Origin of the sequence: Pantoea phosphatilytica, assembly GCF_051025615.1 — a bacterium.
Taxonomy (GTDB): domain Bacteria; phylum Pseudomonadota; class Gammaproteobacteria; order Enterobacterales; family Enterobacteriaceae; genus Pantoea.
Map to the genome: position 1 here is coordinate 349,804 of NZ_JBPFDF010000003.1, position 16,330 is coordinate 366,133.

The 16,330-nt window shown below is 57.1% G+C and carries 17 protein-coding genes and 3 tRNA genes; 11 read left to right on the plus strand and 9 right to left on the minus strand.

All coding sequences use genetic code 11. The features are described 5' to 3' along the window. Positions 1-13: 13 nt before the first annotated feature. Positions 14-1,342: an amino-acid N-acetyltransferase gene (argA, locus tag ACR6AS_RS14280; protein WP_111140826.1), complete on the minus strand. Its 1,329-nt coding sequence runs from the start codon at positions 1,340-1,342 to the stop codon at positions 14-16. Positions 1,343-1,574: 232 nt separating this feature from the next. Between argA and amiC the strand changes: the two genes are divergently transcribed. Continuing rightward, positions 1,575-2,819 (plus strand): N-acetylmuramoyl-L-alanine amidase AmiC, encoded by a 1,245-nt coding sequence (gene amiC, locus ACR6AS_RS14285; protein ID WP_111140825.1) that lies wholly within the window; start codon positions 1,575-1,577, stop codon positions 2,817-2,819. Positions 2,820-2,930: 111 nt separating this feature from the next. Here the strand turns inward: amiC and ACR6AS_RS14290 are convergent. The 3 genes from ACR6AS_RS14290 to ACR6AS_RS14300 form a co-directional block, all read right to left on the minus strand. Beyond that, positions 2,931-3,007: transfer RNA gene (locus ACR6AS_RS14290), tRNA-Met, on the minus strand. Positions 3,008-3,060: 53 nt separating this feature from the next. Next, positions 3,061-3,137 (minus strand) — tRNA-Met (locus ACR6AS_RS14295). 59 nt (positions 3,138-3,196) lie between these two features. Continuing rightward, a tRNA-Met gene (locus ACR6AS_RS14300) sits at positions 3,197-3,273 on the minus strand. A gap of 203 nt (positions 3,274-3,476) precedes the next feature. Here ACR6AS_RS14300 and mltA point away from each other — a divergent pair. Beyond that, entirely contained in the window at positions 3,477-4,625 is a 1,149-nt protein-coding gene (mltA, locus tag ACR6AS_RS14305; RefSeq protein ID WP_111140824.1) for a murein transglycosylase A, read from the plus strand. 48 nt (positions 4,626-4,673) lie between these two features. Then, positions 4,674-5,486 (plus strand): tRNA cyclic N6-threonylcarbamoyladenosine(37) synthase TcdA, encoded by an 813-nt coding sequence (gene tcdA, locus ACR6AS_RS14310; RefSeq protein ID WP_293770392.1) that lies wholly within the window; start codon positions 4,674-4,676, stop codon positions 5,484-5,486. On the opposite strand, the gene csdE is transcribed toward tcdA, so the two are convergent. Together csdE and csdA are read right to left on the minus strand one after the other, a co-directional pair. Then, a complete protein-coding gene (gene csdE, locus ACR6AS_RS14315) occupies positions 5,465-5,920 on the minus strand; it encodes a cysteine desulfurase sulfur acceptor subunit CsdE (protein ID WP_111140822.1) in 456 nt (151 codons plus the stop codon). The genes tcdA and csdE overlap by 22 nt on opposite strands. A gap of 2 nt (positions 5,921-5,922) precedes the next feature. After that, positions 5,923-7,131: a cysteine desulfurase CsdA gene (gene csdA / locus ACR6AS_RS14320; RefSeq protein ID WP_434162607.1), complete on the minus strand. Its 1,209-nt coding sequence runs from the start codon at positions 7,129-7,131 to the stop codon at positions 5,923-5,925. 209 nt (positions 7,132-7,340) lie between these two features. Between csdA and ACR6AS_RS14325 the strand changes: the two genes are divergently transcribed. The 4 genes from ACR6AS_RS14325 (at position 7,341) to rlmM (ending at position 10,354) form a co-directional block, all read left to right on the plus strand. Next, a complete protein-coding gene (locus tag ACR6AS_RS14325) occupies positions 7,341-7,565 on the plus strand; it encodes a YgdI/YgdR family lipoprotein (RefSeq protein WP_111140820.1) in 225 nt (74 codons plus the stop codon). Positions 7,566-7,897: 332 nt separating this feature from the next. After that, complete coding sequence (locus ACR6AS_RS14330; protein WP_293770386.1) at positions 7,898-8,815, plus strand: transcriptional regulator GcvA; 918 nt, start codon at positions 7,898-7,900, stop codon at positions 8,813-8,815. A 50-nt stretch (positions 8,816-8,865) separates the two neighbouring features. Further along, the gene (locus ACR6AS_RS14335; RefSeq protein ID WP_111141923.1) at positions 8,866-9,261 is read left to right on the plus strand and encodes a DUF423 domain-containing protein; all 396 of its coding nucleotides are present in this window, start codon (positions 8,866-8,868) and stop codon (positions 9,259-9,261) included. Next, complete coding sequence (gene rlmM, locus ACR6AS_RS14340; protein ID WP_434162611.1) at positions 9,254-10,354, plus strand: 23S rRNA (cytidine(2498)-2'-O)-methyltransferase RlmM; 1,101 nt, start codon at positions 9,254-9,256, stop codon at positions 10,352-10,354. The genes ACR6AS_RS14335 and rlmM overlap by 8 nt, the downstream gene beginning before the upstream one ends. A gap of 24 nt (positions 10,355-10,378) precedes the next feature. Here rlmM and xni read toward each other — a convergent pair whose 3' ends face one another. The 3 genes from xni to queF all read right to left on the minus strand — a co-directional run bounded on the left by xni (position 10,379) and on the right by queF (position 13,547). After that, positions 10,379-11,134: a flap endonuclease Xni gene (gene xni, locus ACR6AS_RS14345; protein ID WP_111141919.1), complete on the minus strand. Its 756-nt coding sequence runs from the start codon at positions 11,132-11,134 to the stop codon at positions 10,379-10,381. 34 nt (positions 11,135-11,168) lie between these two features. Beyond that, a complete protein-coding gene (gene ppnN, locus ACR6AS_RS14350; protein WP_111141917.1) occupies positions 11,169-12,533 on the minus strand; it encodes a nucleotide 5'-monophosphate nucleosidase PpnN in 1,365 nt (454 codons plus the stop codon). Positions 12,534-12,701: 168 nt separating this feature from the next. After that, positions 12,702-13,547 carry an NADPH-dependent 7-cyano-7-deazaguanine reductase QueF gene (gene queF, locus ACR6AS_RS14355; protein WP_111141915.1) on the minus strand — a complete coding sequence of 282 codons (846 nt, stop codon included), beginning with the start codon at positions 13,545-13,547 and terminating at the stop codon, positions 12,702-12,704. Between the two features lie 62 nt (positions 13,548-13,609). On the opposite strand from queF, the gene syd reads away from it, so the two are divergent. From syd to ACR6AS_RS14375, 4 genes are all read left to right on the plus strand, one after another. Further along, positions 13,610-14,158: a SecY-interacting protein gene (syd, locus tag ACR6AS_RS14360; protein WP_434162613.1), complete on the plus strand. Its 549-nt coding sequence runs from the start codon at positions 13,610-13,612 to the stop codon at positions 14,156-14,158. Positions 14,159-14,744: 586 nt separating this feature from the next. Then, complete coding sequence (locus tag ACR6AS_RS14365; RefSeq protein WP_111141911.1) at positions 14,745-15,074, plus strand: YqcC family protein; 330 nt, start codon at positions 14,745-14,747, stop codon at positions 15,072-15,074. Beyond that, on the plus strand, positions 15,074-15,853 hold the full coding sequence (gene truC / locus ACR6AS_RS14370) for a tRNA pseudouridine(65) synthase TruC (protein ID WP_111141909.1): 780 nt from the start codon (positions 15,074-15,076) through the stop codon (positions 15,851-15,853). Before ACR6AS_RS14365 ends, truC begins: the two co-directional genes overlap by 1 nt. 12 nt (positions 15,854-15,865) lie before the next feature. Continuing rightward, positions 15,866-16,312, plus strand: a complete 447-nt coding sequence (locus ACR6AS_RS14375; protein WP_111141907.1) for a flavodoxin — start codon at positions 15,866-15,868, stop codon at positions 16,310-16,312. The last annotated feature ends 18 nt before the right edge of the window (positions 16,313-16,330 follow it).

The following is a 16,330-nucleotide window of genomic DNA, read 5'->3' on the forward strand; positions in this document are numbered from 1 at the left end:
ATTACTCTGAGCCTCAGGTAAGGTCGGCCATCAGCACTTTTGAACGGCGCTGATAGTTATACATCTCTTTTTTACTCTCCGGCAGTGACTCGATATCGACCGGGGTAAAGCCGCGCTCCTGGAACCAGTGGATGCTGCGGGTGGTTAGCACAAACAGTTTTTCCAGCCCCATCTGCTTCGCCTGCAACGCTACGCGCTGCAATAGCATCTCACCCCGGGATGAGCTGCGATAGTCCGGATGCACGGCCACACAGGCCATCTCGCCAATCTTCTCATCCATAAACGGATAGAGCGCGGCGCAGGCGATGGTCAGATTATCGCGCTGAATGATGGTGAACTTGTCGATCTCCATCTCCAGCTGCTCGCGGGAGCGACGCACCAGAATACCCTGCTGCTCCAGCGGACGGATCAGTTCGAGAATACCGCCGATATCATTGATGTTGGCGCGGCGGATCTGCTCTGCCGACTCCATCACGATCTGCGTGCCGATACCGTCGCGGGAGAAGAGCTCCTGCAGCAGCGCACCATCTTCCTGATAACTGATCAGGTGGCTGCGGCGCACGCCACTGCGGCACGCTTTTACTGCGCCACGCAGGAAACGAACGGTGCCGGAGAGATAATCACCCTCTTTTTCAATCTCGTCGATTCGGGCCTGGGCGTCATTCGGGAACAGCTCGGAGATAATTTCGCCGTCACTGTCCAGCACCCCCTGTTCAGAGCAGAAGCCGATCATCTTTTCCGCTTTGAGCTTAATGGCCAGCTGGGTAGCTACCTCTTCGGAGGTCAGATTAAAGCTCTCACCGGTCACGGAAACCGCCACCGGGCCCAGCAGCACAATGGCGCCGTTATCCAGCTGGCGATGAATCGCCTCTTCATCGATACGACGGATACGCCCGCTGTGGCAGTAATCCACGCCATCATCCACGCCCAGCGGCTGTGAAATAATGAAGTTGCCGCTGACGACATTGATATGCGCGCCCTGCAGCGGTGTATTGTTAAGGCTCATTGAGAGGCGGGCGGTGATATCCAGCTGCAACCGGCCAGCCGCCTGCTTCACCAGCTCCAGGGACTGTGCGTCGGTGACCCTTGTGAACTTGTGATAAACCGGCTCCAGCTGCTGCTGAGCGAGGCTGGCATCAATCTGCGGCCGCGCACCATAGACCACCACCAGCCGGATGCCCAGGCTGTGCAGCAGGCCGATATCGTTGACGATGCCAGAGAAGTTCTCATGCTCAATCGCTTCGCCACCCAGCATGATGACAAAGGTTTTGCCACGGTGGGCATTGATATAGGGAACGGTATGGCGAAAACCCTGAACCAGCTCGGTACTACGTTCCTTCACGGCCAACCCTCAATGAATGTTTATTCGTATTTTATGTATTTTTATGCTTTTACAGGCGGTTTTGCAAGCCTTTATCCTGACGAAAATTTACGTTTTTTCGGGTGTCAAAGCCGCTAACAGCCTGCATTATTTAGGGTTTCCGGGGTGACATCATGCTGCGGATTGGATAAAGTTTTCGCCGCCATTTTATTAACTGGCGCATTTTCAGACATAACACAGCAGCTGGAGCGGCATGTCAGACGGTAATTCCCATTTTTCACGCAGACGATTCTTACAGGGGACAGGCGCCTTACTGCTGTTAAGCGTCAGCCGCACGGGGCTGGCGGCCAAAAACCACATTGTGGCCGTGCGGATCTGGCCCTCATCCACCTATTCACGGATGACGCTGGAGTCCAGCGTTGCACTGAAGTACAAACAGTTTGCCCTGACAAATCCCGATCGCCTGGTGATCGATATCCAGGGCCTGCACCTTAATCCGGTCCTGAAAGGGGTGGATAAGCAGGTCCGGGTCGACGATCCCTTTATCAAAAATGCCCGCGTCGGCCAGTTCGACAGCAACACGGTGCGCGTGGTACTGGAGCTGAAGCGCAACGTCGCGCCGAAAATCTTTAACCTGGCACCGGTCGCCGGGATCAATCACCGGCTGGTGGTTGACCTCTATCCGAGCCAGGATCATGTGGAAGATGATCCGCTGCTGGCGCTGCTGAAAGATTACAACCAGGGCGATCTGGAGAAAGATGAAGGGGTACAGGCTCCTCTGCCGGGCAAAGCGGGACGCGACCGGCCGATTATCATCATGATCGATCCCGGCCACGGCGGCGAAGATCCTGGCGCGCACGGCAAATATAAGACCCGCGAGAAGGATATTGTGCTGAAGATTGGCCGGCGACTGAAAGCGCTGATCGACAAACAGCCCAACATGAAAGCCTACATGACGCGCAACGAAGATGTCTTTATTCCGCTGCGGGTCAGGGTTGCCAAAGCCCGCAAGCAGCGCGCCGATCTTTTTGTCTCTATTCATGCGGATGCGTTTACCAGCCGCGCGGCGCGGGGATCCTCGGTGTTCGCCTTGTCCACCAGCGGGGCGACCTCCGCAGCCGCCCGCTTCCTGGCGCAGACGCAGAACGAATCAGACCTGATAGGCGGCGTCAGCAAAAGCGGTGACCGCTATCTCGACCACACCATGTTCGATATGGTGCAGCGGCAGACGATTCACGACAGCCTGAAGTTCGGTAAAGAGGTGCTGCATCGCATGGGGCGCATCAACCACCTGCATAAACGCACGGTGGATCAAGCCGGATTTGCGGTGCTCAAAGCGCCGGACATTCCTTCCATTCTGGTTGAAACGGCCTTTATCAGTAATGTGGAGGAGGAGCGTAAACTGCGAACCACCCGCTATCAGCATCAGGTAGCCCAGGCGATTCTGGATGGCATCAAAGCCTATGTAGAGAGTGGGGCGGCGCTGGCCCATCGGTAATGCAAGGCGGATAGCCCGGGCTATCCGCACGCTTTTCAGGGCGGAGGGGGCGCAAAAGAGGATTCGGGAACGCCAGAAACAAAAAAACACCCTTTCAGGTGTTTAAATGATTGGTTGCGGGGGCCGGATTTGAACCGACGACCTTCGGGTTATGAGCCCGACGAGCTACCAGGCTGCTCCACCCCGCGTCCGTATCATACTGACTTCACATTGTGACTTCTGAAAACGGCGTCAGAAGTGTTGGTTGCGGGGGCCGGATTTGAACCGACGACCTTCGGGTTATGAGCCCGACGAGCTACCAGGCTGCTCCACCCCGCGTCCGTATTGCGCATTGCGACTTTTCACATTGTGACTTCTGAAAACTGCCTCAGAAGTATTGGTTGCGGGGGCCGGATTTGAACCGACGACCTTCGGGTTATGAGCCCGACGAGCTACCAGGCTGCTCCACCCCGCGTCCGTGGAAGCGCACTATACTCTCCGCGCTGATTGATGCAACCCCTTTTTACAGATAAAAGCTAAATTAACAGCCAGTTGCTGAAGGAACCGCCCATCTGATTAATTATTGAACTGATCCGCACAGCGTGAAAGCGGATGCATTTCATTCTGCCGGGGGCTTTGCTATCGTCGCGGGGCGAACAGTTATAAGAAGAGAAGAGAATGAAATTACATTGGGTGAAGTATGCACTCACTGGCACTTTGATCACGCTGCTGGCGGCCTGTAGCTCTAAACCGACCGATCGCGGTCAGCAATATAAAGATGGCAAACTGGAACAGCCGCTGGCGCTGGTGAATCAGCCCAATGCCAAAGGCGCACCGGTAAACGGCCGGGACTTTGGTGAGCAGGTACGCCAGATCCAGTCCGCCTCATCGGCGCTCTATGGCCGTCAGAGTGGCACCTACAGTGCGATTGAGAGCTGGCTGATGGCGGGGGCTGATACCCGACAGCTTCGTCAGTATGGCCTGAATGCCTGGCAGATGGAGGGCACGGACAACTACGGTAACGTGCAGTTTACCGGCTACTACACGCCGGTAGTGGAAGCGCGTTACACCCGTCAGGGTGAATTCCAGTACCCAATCTATCGGATGCCGCCACGTAAACGGGGTGAAAAATTACCGAGCCGCGCCTCTATCTACAGTGGCGCACTCGATGACCGCTACGTTATTGCCTACAGCAACTCGCTGATTGATAACTTCATGATGGATGTGCAGGGCAGTGGTTATGTCGATTTTGGCGACGGCCGCCCGATGACCTTCTTTGGTTACGCCGGTAAAAATGGCTGGGGATACCATAGTATCGGTAAAGAGCTGATCGACCGCGGCGAAGTAAAGCGCGAAGATATGTCGATGCAGGCGATCCGTCAGTGGGCGCAGGAGCACTCGCCTCAGGAAGTGCGCGCACTGCTGGAAACCAACCCGTCATTCGTCTTCTTTAAAGCTGAGCCTTTTACGCCGGTACGCGGCGCCAGCGCGGTGCCGCTGGTGGCGAAAGCCTCTGTCGCCTCTGACCGCTCCATCATTCCACCGGGCACGGTACTGCTGGCGGAGGTGCCACAGCTCAATGAGAAGGGCAAGTTCAACGGTAAATATGAGATGCGCCTGATGGTGGCCCTGGACGTAGGCGGCGCGATTAAAGGACAGCACTTTGATATCTATCAGGGTATCGGTCCCGATGCCGCGCATCTGGCGGGCTTCTATAATCACTATGGCCGCGTCTGGGTACTGAAAGCCGCGCCGGGTGCCGGACAGCCGCTGTTCTCCAGCCCGCAAAACGGTAATAATGGTTCACTGCTCCTCGGCGCTAACTAATTTCTTCTCTGCGGGCCTGCGGGCCCGCACGACGTTACAGGTTCAACTATGAAAGTGTTAAATGACGCCTGGCATCAGCGCTTTGGCGGCACGGCGCGTCTCTATGGTCAGGATGCGCTGCAACGGTTTGCTGACGCCCACTTCTGCGTCATCGGAATCGGCGGCGTCGGCTCCTGGGCGGCGGAGGCGCTGGTACGCACCGGGATTGGTAAAATCACCCTGATTGATATGGATGATGTCTGTATCACCAATACCAACCGTCAGCTGCATGCGCTGCAGGGCAATGTCGGCAAGGCCAAAACAGAGGTCATGGCAGAGCGGTTGCGTGCCATCAATCCTGATTGTGAGGTGATCTGCATTGATGATTTTATTACGCCAGAGAACACCGCAGACCTGATGGCTGCCGGTTTTGATTATGTGATCGATGCTATTGACAGCGTGCGGCCTAAAGCGGCCCTGATCGCCTGGTGTCGCCGGAATAAGATCCCGCTGATCACCACCGGTGGCGCGGGTGGTCAGATTGATCCAACGCAGATCCAGGTCGCGGATCTGGCAAAGACCATTCAGGATCCGCTGGCGGCGAAGCTGCGCGAACGGCTCAGGAGCCTGGGCGTGATAAAAAACAGTAAGGGTAAACTGGGCATCGACTGCGTTTTCTCCACCGAGGCGCTGGTCTATCCGCAGGCCGATGGCAGCGTCTGTGCCTCACGCAGCACGGCAGAGGGACCGAAGCGAATGGATTGCGCATCCGGTTTCGGCGCCGCCACCATGGTCACCGCCACCTTTGGCTTTGTGGCCGTTTCGCATGCGCTGAAGAAGTTTCTGGCGCGCGCCGCGCGTCAGGACGTCGCCAGCGCCTGACGCGCGGCGTGCTCTACCGCGGCGGCCAGCGCCTGCAGGCCGCTGCTGCGTGACGCGCTGAGCTGGGCGCGCAGACCCAGTTCATCAAAAAGTTGCAGGGGATCGCTGGCCAGCAGCTGCTGTGGCGTCTGACCCTCAACGGCAGTCAGCAGCACCGCCAGCAGGCCACGCACAATCCGTCCTTCGCTGTCGCCATAGAAGTGCAGCGTACCCGCCTCCTGTCGCTGGCTGCCCAGCCAGACCCGGTTCTCACACCCGCTCAGTTCAATCTCCGGGCGCTTCAGTTCCTCTGGCAGCGCGGGCAACTGACGGCCCAGCTGAATCAGCTGGCGATAACGATCTTCCCACTGATGAAAGCGACCAAAGCTCTCCTTCAGCGTAGCGACAGTGATCTCTGCGCCAAACGGGTGTGGCGCTAACGGCGATGAACTCATTGCTAAAACTCCGATAACAGCGAAATGGCGCGCTTCATGGCATGCACCAGCGCATCAACATCCTGCAGATTATTATAGGGGGCAAAAGAGGCGCGCAGCGTGCCACTGACGCCCAGTGCCGCCATCAGCGGCTGCGCACAGTGCTGACCGGCGCGCAGGGCGATGCCCTGTTCCGCCAGCAGCGTCACCAGATCGCTGTGGTGCAGACCGTCAAACTCAAACGCCAGCAGGCTGGCGTTGCCACAGCGGAAACTGCGAAAGCCAGGCAGTTCCGCCAGCTGTTGCTGAGCCTGAGTGGCGAGCCGCTGACTCCAGCATTCAGCCTGCGGCAGATCGTACTGCGACAGCCAGCTCAGCGCGGCACTCAATCCCACGACGCCCGCCACATTTGGCGTGCCCGCTTCAAAACGCCAGGGCACCGGCTGCGGGGTGAAGTCACTGAAATCAACCTGAGTCACCATTTTGCCGCCCCCCTGCCACGGCGCCATCGCCTCCAGCAGTTCCGCTTTGCCATAAAGCGCGCCAGTCCCCATCGGACCGTAAATCTTATGGGCGGAGAAGGCGTAAAAGTCGATGTCGAGCGCCTGGAGATCCGGCGGGCAATGCACCACACCCTGCGCGCCATCGACCATGACTTTCGCTCCCACGCCATGAGCCAGCGCGATCGCCTGACCAAGATCGGGACAGCCGCCGGTGACGTTCGACATCTGACCCACCGCCAGCAGCCGCGTCCGGCTGTTAAGCAGGGCAGGTAACTGGCTGATATCCGGCAGGCGATCCGGACCTAACGGCCATTTTACGACGCGGGCACCGCAGGCCCTGGCGGCCATCAGCCACGGAACCAGATTGGCATGATGCTCGGCTTCGCTGACCACGATCTCATCACCCGGCTGCAGGCGCGGCCGCAGCCAGCTGTTGGCCACCAGATTTATCGCTTCGGTGGTGCCGCGCGTCCAGACAATTTCACGATCGTCAGCGGCATTAAGCCAGCGGGCCACCTGACTGCGCGCCTGTTCATAGCGCTGCGTCAGGTCCCTGGCGGCAGCGAACTGGCTGCGATGCACCGTGCCGGCGCTGAGGCTGTAAAACTGCTGTGTACTCTCAATGACGGCGTGGGGTTTCAGCGTGGTAGCTGCGCTGTCGAGATACACCCCGGCGTCAGTGAGCGCGGGAAACTGCTGGCGAAAAGCGGTGGGATTAAATGCGGTCATGCCGGGTCCATGATGAAAATAATTAGGACCAAACTGAAAGAATGGTCTGCGTCTGGCAAAGCTGAAAAAGCGCGTTATGCTGAATATTGCAAGGTTTAAACCAGACCCGCATAACGACGCAACGTTTCGTAGTCGATCTCACTTTTCGGCTGCCTCTGATTAGCGTAACGCGGGCGGTTTAATGCAATCAATCTACAAGGAGATAGCAGATGAATAAACTTACCGCAGTACTGGCCGTATGTACTCTGGCTTTCACCCTGAGCGCCTGTTCAAGCAACTACGTTATGCATACCAATGATGGCCGCACTATCGTGGCTGCCGGCAAGCCAAAGGTCGATAATGACACCGGTATGATCAGCTATAAAGATGCGAATGGCAACGAGCAGCAGATCAACCGCTCTGACGTCAAAGAAATGGTTGAATCAGGCCAGTAAGAGCAAAAAAAAAGCACCGCAATTTGCGGTGCTATTTAAAATCACTATGGACAGACAGGGTAAATCTACAGGAATTAAGAGTTCGATCCGCAATCGTCGGATCAAAAATTGCAAACACAACATCACGACCACAAGCCAAAAGCTTTCAGAAAATCTGCGAACTCACTCACAAATCTAAAAACTTTTCGTTCCGGCTCTGGAAGTGCGGCAACTATAGGTATTTGCTGGTGGTTCCTCAACGGACAAATTATAATGCCTCGGATTAAAAATTCTAATACGTAAACGCTTTGTATAAGCCTGCGTATTTTTCGTCGCGCCGGATACGGAAAACCATGTCGAAACGCCTTCCTCCCCTTAACGCACTGCGTGTTTTTGACGCAGCCGCACGCCATTTAAGCTTTACCAAAGCCGCTGAAGAGCTGTTTGTCACCCAGGCTGCTGTAAGCCATCAGATTAAATCTCTGGAGGATTTTCTGGGGTTAAAGCTGTTTCGCCGGAGGAATCGTTCGCTGTTACTGACCGAGGAAGGACAAAGCTACTATCTCGATATCAAAGAGATCTTCTCCGCCATTAATGAAGCGACGCGCAAACTGCAGGCGCGCAGTGCCAAGGGTGCACTGACCGTCAGTCTGCTGCCGAGTTTCGCCATTCAGTGGCTGGTGCCTCGCCTCTCCAGCTTTAATATGGCTTATCCGGGAATCGACGTGCGCATCCAGGCCGTGGACCGCGATGAAGAGAAGCTGGCCGACGATGTCGATGTGGCGATTTTCTATGGGCGCGGTAACTGGCCAGGACTGCGGGTCGAAAAACTCTATGCCGAATATCTGCTGCCGGTCTGTTCCCCGACGCTGATGACCGGCGATAATCCGCTGAAAACGCCGATGGATCTGTCACGCTTTACCCTGCTGCATGACGCCTCGCGGCGGGACTGGCAATCCTATATTCGTCAGCTGGGGCTGCAGCATATCAATGTGCAGCAGGGGCCAATCTTCAGCCACAGCGCGATGGTGCTGCAGGCGGCGATTCATGGTCAGGGGGTGGCGCTGGCGAATAATGTGATGGCGCAGAGCGAGATCGAGGCCGGGCGCTTAATCTGCCCGTTTAACGATGTGCTGGTCAGTAAAAACGCTTTTTATCTGGTTTGTCATGACAGTCAGGCAGAACTGGGTAAAATAGCCGCCTTCCGACAGTGGATCCTGGCAAAAGCCGCAACAGAACAAGAAAAATTCCGCTTTCGTTACCAACAATAACATCTTGATTTAATTGCATTATGATGCAAAAGCATCCAGAGGAACGGTGAATGTCCAGTCGTGCCATGTTTATTTTTGCCGCGATCAGCGGGTTTCTGCTGGTGGCGTTTGGCGCATTTGGTGCCCATGTGCTGAGTCGATCGCTTGGCGCAGCTGAAATGGCCTGGATCCATACCGGGCTGGAATATCAGGCTTATCACACTTTAGCCGTGATGGGGCTGGGAGCCGCGATGTTACGTCGCGCTAATATCTGGTTTTACTGGAGCAGTGCGCTGATGGCGCTCGGCACCGTGTTGTTCAGTGGCAGCCTCTACTGTCTGGCGCTGTCACATCTGAAGTTTTGGGTTTTTATCACGCCAGTGGGCGGAGTCTGTTTCCTCGCCGGTTGGGTATTGATGTTGATTGGCGCGCTGCGTCTTAAACGAAAGGCAGAACGCCATGAATAAAGTTTTACTCTATTGTCGTCCCGGTTTTGAAAAAGAGTGTGCAGCAGAGATCAGCGCCAGAGCCGCTGAACGCGAGATCTACGGCTTTCCACGGGTCAAAGATGACGCCGGTTATGTGCTGTTTGAGTGCTACCAGTTCGAAGATGCCGAGCGCCTGGCGCGGGAACTGCCGTTTGATGAGCTGATTTTCGCCCGGCAGATGCTGGTCGTCGGCGAACTGCTGCGTGATCTGCCGCAGGAAGATCGAATCACCCCGATTGTCGGCATGCTGACCGGTGTGGTGGAGAAGGGGGGCGAGCTGCGTGTTGAGGTGCCGGACACCAACGAAGCCAAAGAGCTGACGAAATTCTGTCGTAAGTTCACCGTTCCGCTGCGTGCCGCACTGCGCGAAAGCAAGATCCTGCTCAATTATGAGAGCCCGAAACGCCCGGTGGTGCATGTGTTCTTCATTGCGCCGGGCACCTGTTATGTCGGCTACTCCTTCCGCGAAAACAGTTCACCGCTGTACATGGGGATCCCCCGGCTTAAGTTCCCCGCCGATGCGCCAAGTCGCTCCACGCTGAAGCTGGAAGAGGCGTTTCACGTCTTTATCCCGGAGGATGAATGGGATGAGCGTTTAGCCAGCGGCATGTACGCGGTGGATCTCGGGGCCTGTCCGGGCGGCTGGACCTATCAGCTGGTTCAGCGCAGCATGATGGTCTATGCGGTGGACAACGGGCCAATGGCGCCGAGCCTGATGGATACCGGCCAGGTGATGCACGAAAAGGCCGATGGCTTCAAATACCGGCCACCCCGTAACAACATCAGCTGGCTGGTGTGTGACATGGTGGAGAAGCCGGTGCGCGTGGCTAACCTGATGACCGACTGGCTGGTGAATGGCTGGTGCCGTGAGGCGATCTTCAACCTGAAGCTGCCGATGAAGAAGCGTTACGAAGAGGTGACGCAGAATCTGGCGATGATGCAGGAACGCTTTGATAGCGAGGGCATCAACGTGCAGATCCGCGCCCGCCAGCTCTATCACGACCGCGAAGAGGTAACGGTGCACGTACGCCGGATCTGGGCCGCGATGGGTGGTCGTCGCGACGAACGTTAATCACCGGGCTGAGTGCAGCCGCACTCAGCCTGTATAACGCAGCGTATTCAGGTTTCCCTGTAACACCAGATCCCGCTTCAGCGTTGCGACCTCGCGGCTGATCTCCGCTATCCGCTGACCTTCCGCAATCTTTTCCCGCCACTTTGCAGGCACCCGCGCCAGTTGCTGATAGATCCCCTCAAGCGTGTGAAACTCTGCCAGCAGCTGTTTCGCGCTTTTCGGGCCGATACCGGCGATGCCCGGGATCTTACTGCTGCTGATCCCGCAGAGTCCCCAGTAGTCGGGCAGTCGCTCCGGGGCCACGCCAAACTCCGCTTCGATAAAGGGCAGGTCGAGCCACCGTTTCTGAAAGTAGTCGCGGATACGGATGTCGGGAGCCAGCAACTGACAGTATCCTTTGTCCGTGGAAACAATGGTGGCCTGATGTCCCGCCTGGGCCATTTTCACCGCCAGCGTGGCCGCGAGGTCATCCGCCTCATCGTCGCCGGCGATCCAGCAGCTGACGCCGGCCACGCGAAACGCTTCCTGCAACGCCGGAATTTCCGCCTGCAGGTCATCAGGCATAGGGGGACGTCCGCTTTTGTAATCGGGCAGCAGCTGATGACGCCAGCCCTGATGACGCGCTTCGCCATCAAACACGGCGACCGCATGAGTCGGTCGCGTGTGACCCAGCACCTGACGCAGCGCGGCCACACAGCCGTCCACGCAGGGCGAACCCTGAACCGCGTGCAGACGGCGAATCAGATTCAGGGCATCAATAATAACAAGATGAAAAGCCATGAGCGTATGGGCAGCCCGGAGGCTGCCTCCTGATTTATTTGATAATTTCGTAGCAGGGGATGTAGGCGGTGCCGGGCAGTTTCATACGTTGCTGCGCCACAAATCCCTGTAGCAGCTCATCCATCCGATGCATGATGTCGGGATCGCCATGCAGCTTGTAGCGGCCCTTTTCACGGATCTCGCGGATCCCCATCTCTTTAACGTTACCGGCGACGATGCCTGAGAAGGCGCGACGCAGGTCGGCAGCCAGCTTTTCAGGTGCCTGATTGGTATAGAGATTAAGGTTGGCCATATTCTCGTGGGTCGGAAGGAACGGCACCTGCAGATCGGGTTCAATGCGAATCGACCAGTTAAAGCTATACGCATCACCGGTTTCGCGACGATTCTCTTTGACCTGCGGCATCGCTTTCTTCATCAGACGCGCCACTTCCGCCGCATCGTTGATGATGATCTGATAATGCTTACGAGCCTGTTCGCCCAGGGTGTTGACGATGAAATCATCCAGCACGCGGAAGTAGTCGGCGCTCTCTTCGGGGCCGGTCAGAATCAGCGGCAGCAGCTGGTCGTTGTTCTGCGGATTCATCAGGATGCCCAGCAGATAGAGCAGCTCTTCTGCGGTGCCGACGCCGCCCGGGAAAATGATGATGCCATGCGCGATGCGTACGAACGCTTCCAGACGTTTTTCGATGTCCGGCATGATGATCAGCTCGTTCACCAGTGGGTTTGGTGGTTCCGCGGCAATGATTGAAGGTTCGGTCAGGCCGATAAAGCGGCTGTCACGGTAGCGTTGCTGGGCATGGCCGACCGCGGCCCCTTTCATTGGCGCTTCCATCACACCTGGCCCGCAGCCGGTACAGATGTTCAGTTCACGCAGACCGAGCTGCGTTCCGACGTTGCGGCAGTACTGATACTCAACGGCGTTGATGGAGTGACCGCCCCAGCAGACCACCGTGTTGGGATCTTCGCCGATATGCAGTGCCCGCGCATTGCGCAGAATGGAAAAGACGGTGTTAGTGATCGTGACCGAATCGTTCTCTTCGGCTGCGGTAAGCCGCCCCGGCATGGTGAGCTGTCCGCTGACAAACAGGATGTCACGCAGTACGGCAAACAGGTTCGCCTGCAGCGAGCGGATAATGCGGCCATCCACGAACGCCTCTTCCGGCGGATTGATCAGCTCCAGTTTAACGCCGCGCTCCTGGCGCAGCACATTGATGTCGAAATTTTCAAAGCGGGAGAGCAGTTCGTGGCTGCTGTCAGTCTGGCTGCCGGAGTTAAGCACGGCCAGAGAGCAATTGCGAAACAGCTGGTAAAGGTCGCTGCTGGCTGTGCGCTTAAGCATATCGACTTCCAGCTGCGAGAGCAGATCCATTGAGCCAAGAGGGCTGATGTGGGTAATCAAATGAGCTCCTTTACACCCGCCTGGGTGCGTGTTGGCACTGCAACGGCAGTGACGAAAATCCCGGGGCGGCATCCATGGGTTGCCGCCATCACCAGAGTAGCCTTGTCAGCCCGCACAGCTCAAGCGGAACTGCGCGCGCATCACGCAGCCTGCGAGAAAACTCGCAAACTACTGACGAACCAGCCGTGAAAAGCCGGGCGTGAAGGGCACATTGGTGCGCCACGGGTTGATATCCAGCCCGCCCCGGCGCGTGTAGCGCGCATATACCGTCAGGGCGTCCGGATGACAGAAGCGCATCACATCATTGAAGATGCGCTCGACGCACTGCTCATGGAACTCATTGTGCTGGCGGAATGAGATCAGGTAGCGCAGCAGGGCCTCACGATCGATGCGCGGGCCTGAGTAGCGGATCATCACCGAACCCCAGTCGGGCTGGTTCGTGATCAGGCAGTTAGATTTGAGCAGATGACTGACCAGCGTCTCTTCAACGATTTCACTGCCTGCGGCATTGGCGAGATAGTCAGCATTGAAGCGATAATCCTCGATGGTGATATCCTGCTCATCAATACAGCGGCCCTCAAAGTGCCCGATTGGCTGTCCTTCCACCTCACTGAGCCGGAACAGCGCAACCTGCACTTCTCCCTCTGCGCAGGCGCTCAGGTCGCGCTCCAGCGTCTGACGGACTTCACCCCAGTCGGCAAAGCGGGTCTGGTTGAAGCTGTTCAGGTAGAGTTTGAAACTCTTGGATTCGATAAGATTACGGCTCTGCGCATCCAGCACCACTTCACCCACGGCGACCTGCGGCAGCCCTTTGCTGTTAAGCCACGACAGCTCATACAGCGTCCAGATATCGGCGCCGGTGAAGGGCAGGCTGTCGGGAAACAGGCCAAGGGGTTCACGGTTCAGGCTGCGCGGCACCGCCTGCAGTAAGCCATTGTCATAGCGATCGTGATAGGCTGTGGGTTTGCCCAGCGTCAGGTTGCTGAGTGCCTGATCCTGTTCGTGAGTAGTCATTGCGGTTACCACCAAAATTAATCAAAGTGGCTAAGTGTAACCCATCAGAAGTGAGAATATGAATGATGCAGCAAACTGCCGCCGCGTTGCGCGACTTTACCCAGCGCTACTGCCAGCACTGGCTTCAGCAGACCGGCCATGCACCGGCCAGCAGCGATCTCTATGGTGTGTCGTCGCCCTGCGCGCTGGAAGATCGCGGGCAGCAGGTCCTCTGGCAGCCGCAGCCGTTCACGCTGCCGCCCACGCTGGAGGCCATTGAGCGTGCCATCGATCTTCAGCTTCAGCCGTCGATCACGGCGTTCTACACCACGCAACTGGCGGGCGACATGCGGGCCACGCTGGGTGAGCAGTCGCTGACTCTGTTACAGGTCTGGAGTGAAGAGGATTTTCTGCGGTTGCAGGAGAATCTGATTGGGCATCTGGTGATGCAGCGCCGTCTCAGACAGTCGCCGACGCTGTTTATTGCCACCACTGATTCAGAGGAGGAGATCGTCTCGGTCTCGAATCTGACAGGCGAAGTAATTCTGGAACAGCCGGGGCGTAAACAGCGCACCGTAGTAGCCGAAAGCCTTGAGATATTTCTTAAGTCATTACAACCGGTTATCAACTGACTCGCAGTGATTTGCCGCTGCGTTTGTGCGAGATCTCTTACATATACTGTAAGAGATCGCCATATCGTTCATGAGACATCCGGTAGGCCAGAATGTAAAAATATTGTGAATCATAAACTTAATGGCGATTATCTGAATTTGCACCGCACATTTCGTAAAGTTTTGCCATAAGTCCCTTGTGCGCTTTACGCGTTCTGTCAAAATGTTTCTCGCTGCAGGATGCTCAGGAAACGGGTTCGTCAGGACGATGATAAGCCATGAGGCAGGAACGTAACGGAGCTTACGGCACACGGAAGGTTTCAGGATGAAACAGGATCGCTCAGGATTGAGTCAGGGACACCTCCAGGATGGAGAATGAGAGCCCCTCAGAAGAGGTGGTGGGCCAGGATGCTAAGGATACATCAGGACGATGCGCGACAGGAGTTCGCACGGGACAAGTTGTCATGGAAGAGCAGGGAGCACTAACGTAGCGGGATAGCTGCAAACGAACCGGGAGCACTGTTTATACAGTGCTCCCTTTTTTTGTGCCTGTGCCAACTAGTGATATGCTTGCCGCCCATTTTTGACGGCTTGCTGGAGGTGGCGCATGACGCCTGAACAATTGATTACGCAACGGCTGGAACAGCTGGAAGCGGTGATGCGTGAATATCAACTCTGGCAGAGTACGCCGCCGCCGGAAGGCGCACTCGACAGCCGTGAACCCTTCTGTATGGATACGCTGGAGCCGCTGCAGTGGCTCCAGTGGGTGCTGGTCCCACGGATGCATGCCCTGATTGCGGCGCGGCATCCGTTACCGCAGAACTTTGCCGTTGCCCCCTATTATGAAGTGGTGCTGATGCCTGACCAGCCGGGTATTGCGCCGCTGCTGCTGACCCTGCGTCAGCTCGATCTACTACTCCAGGATGCGGCTCACTGATGCTGGAAATAGTCTATCAGGATGAGTGGCTGGTGGCGGTCAACAAACCCAGCGGCTGGCTGGTTCATCGCAGCTGGCTGGATCGGCATGAAACGGTGTTTGTGATGCAGACCGTGCGCGATCAAATCGGCCAGCATGTCTTTACCGCGCATCGGCTGGATAAACCGACGTCAGGCGTGCTGCTGATGGGGCTCTCCAGCGAAGTGGGTCGGCTGCTGTCCCAGCAGTTTGAACAGCATCAGATGCAGAAAACTTACCACGCCGTTCTGCGCGGCTGGCTGGAGAGCAGCGGGACGCTCGACTATCCGCTGGTGGAAGAGCGTGACAGGATTGCGGACAGGCACGCCAGCGAACCGCTTGCCGCCCAGTCGGCGATCACCGATTATCAGGCCCTGGCAACCGCCGAGATGCCGGTCGGCATTGGCCGTTATCCCACTTCGCGTTATAGCCTGGTCGAACTCTCACCCCGCACCGGCCGCAAGCATCAGCTGCGTCGCCACATGTCACACCTGCGCCATCCGATTATTGGCGATTCGGCGCACGGCGATCTGCGGCAGAACCGGGGCGCCGCGCAGCACTTTGGCGCGAACCGGCTGATGCTGCACGCCAGCAGCCTGGCGCTGACCCATCCGGTAACCGGTGAACCTTTGCTGATACGCGCCGGGCTGGATAGCGTCTGGCAGAATCTGATGAGCCAGTTTGGCTGGCAGGATACGCTGCCGGAGGTGCCGCGGGTTGAGTTTGCCGCTGCGCCAGGCGAGGATAAGGTTTCAGAATAAGGGAGAAAGCAGATGGCAAAGATTGGCATTTTTGTAGGCACGGTATATGGCAATGCGCTGCTGGCGGCCGAAGAGGCGGAGCCGATTCTGCAGCAGCAGGGTCACAGCGTGACGCTGTTTGACGATCCGACGCTGGCCGACTGGCAGGCGTATACCAGCGATGTAGCGTTGATCATCACCTCAACCACCGGTCAGGGCGATTTCCCCGACACCCTTTCAGGGCTGTTCCACGCGATAAAAGATAAGCTGGGGCATCAGCCTGCGCTGCGCTATGGCGTGATTGCGCTGGGTGACAGCAGCTATGACCATTTTTGTGGCGCGGGCAAAGCCTTCGATGCGCTGCTGCAGGAGCAGGGCGCACAGCGGGTCGGTGAGACACTGCTGGTGGACGCCACGGAAAATCCGGAGCCGGAAACCGTCACCTCGCCCTGGGTTGAGGCCTGGGGCGCACAGCTCTGACGCCGCCGCCAGGCTTAT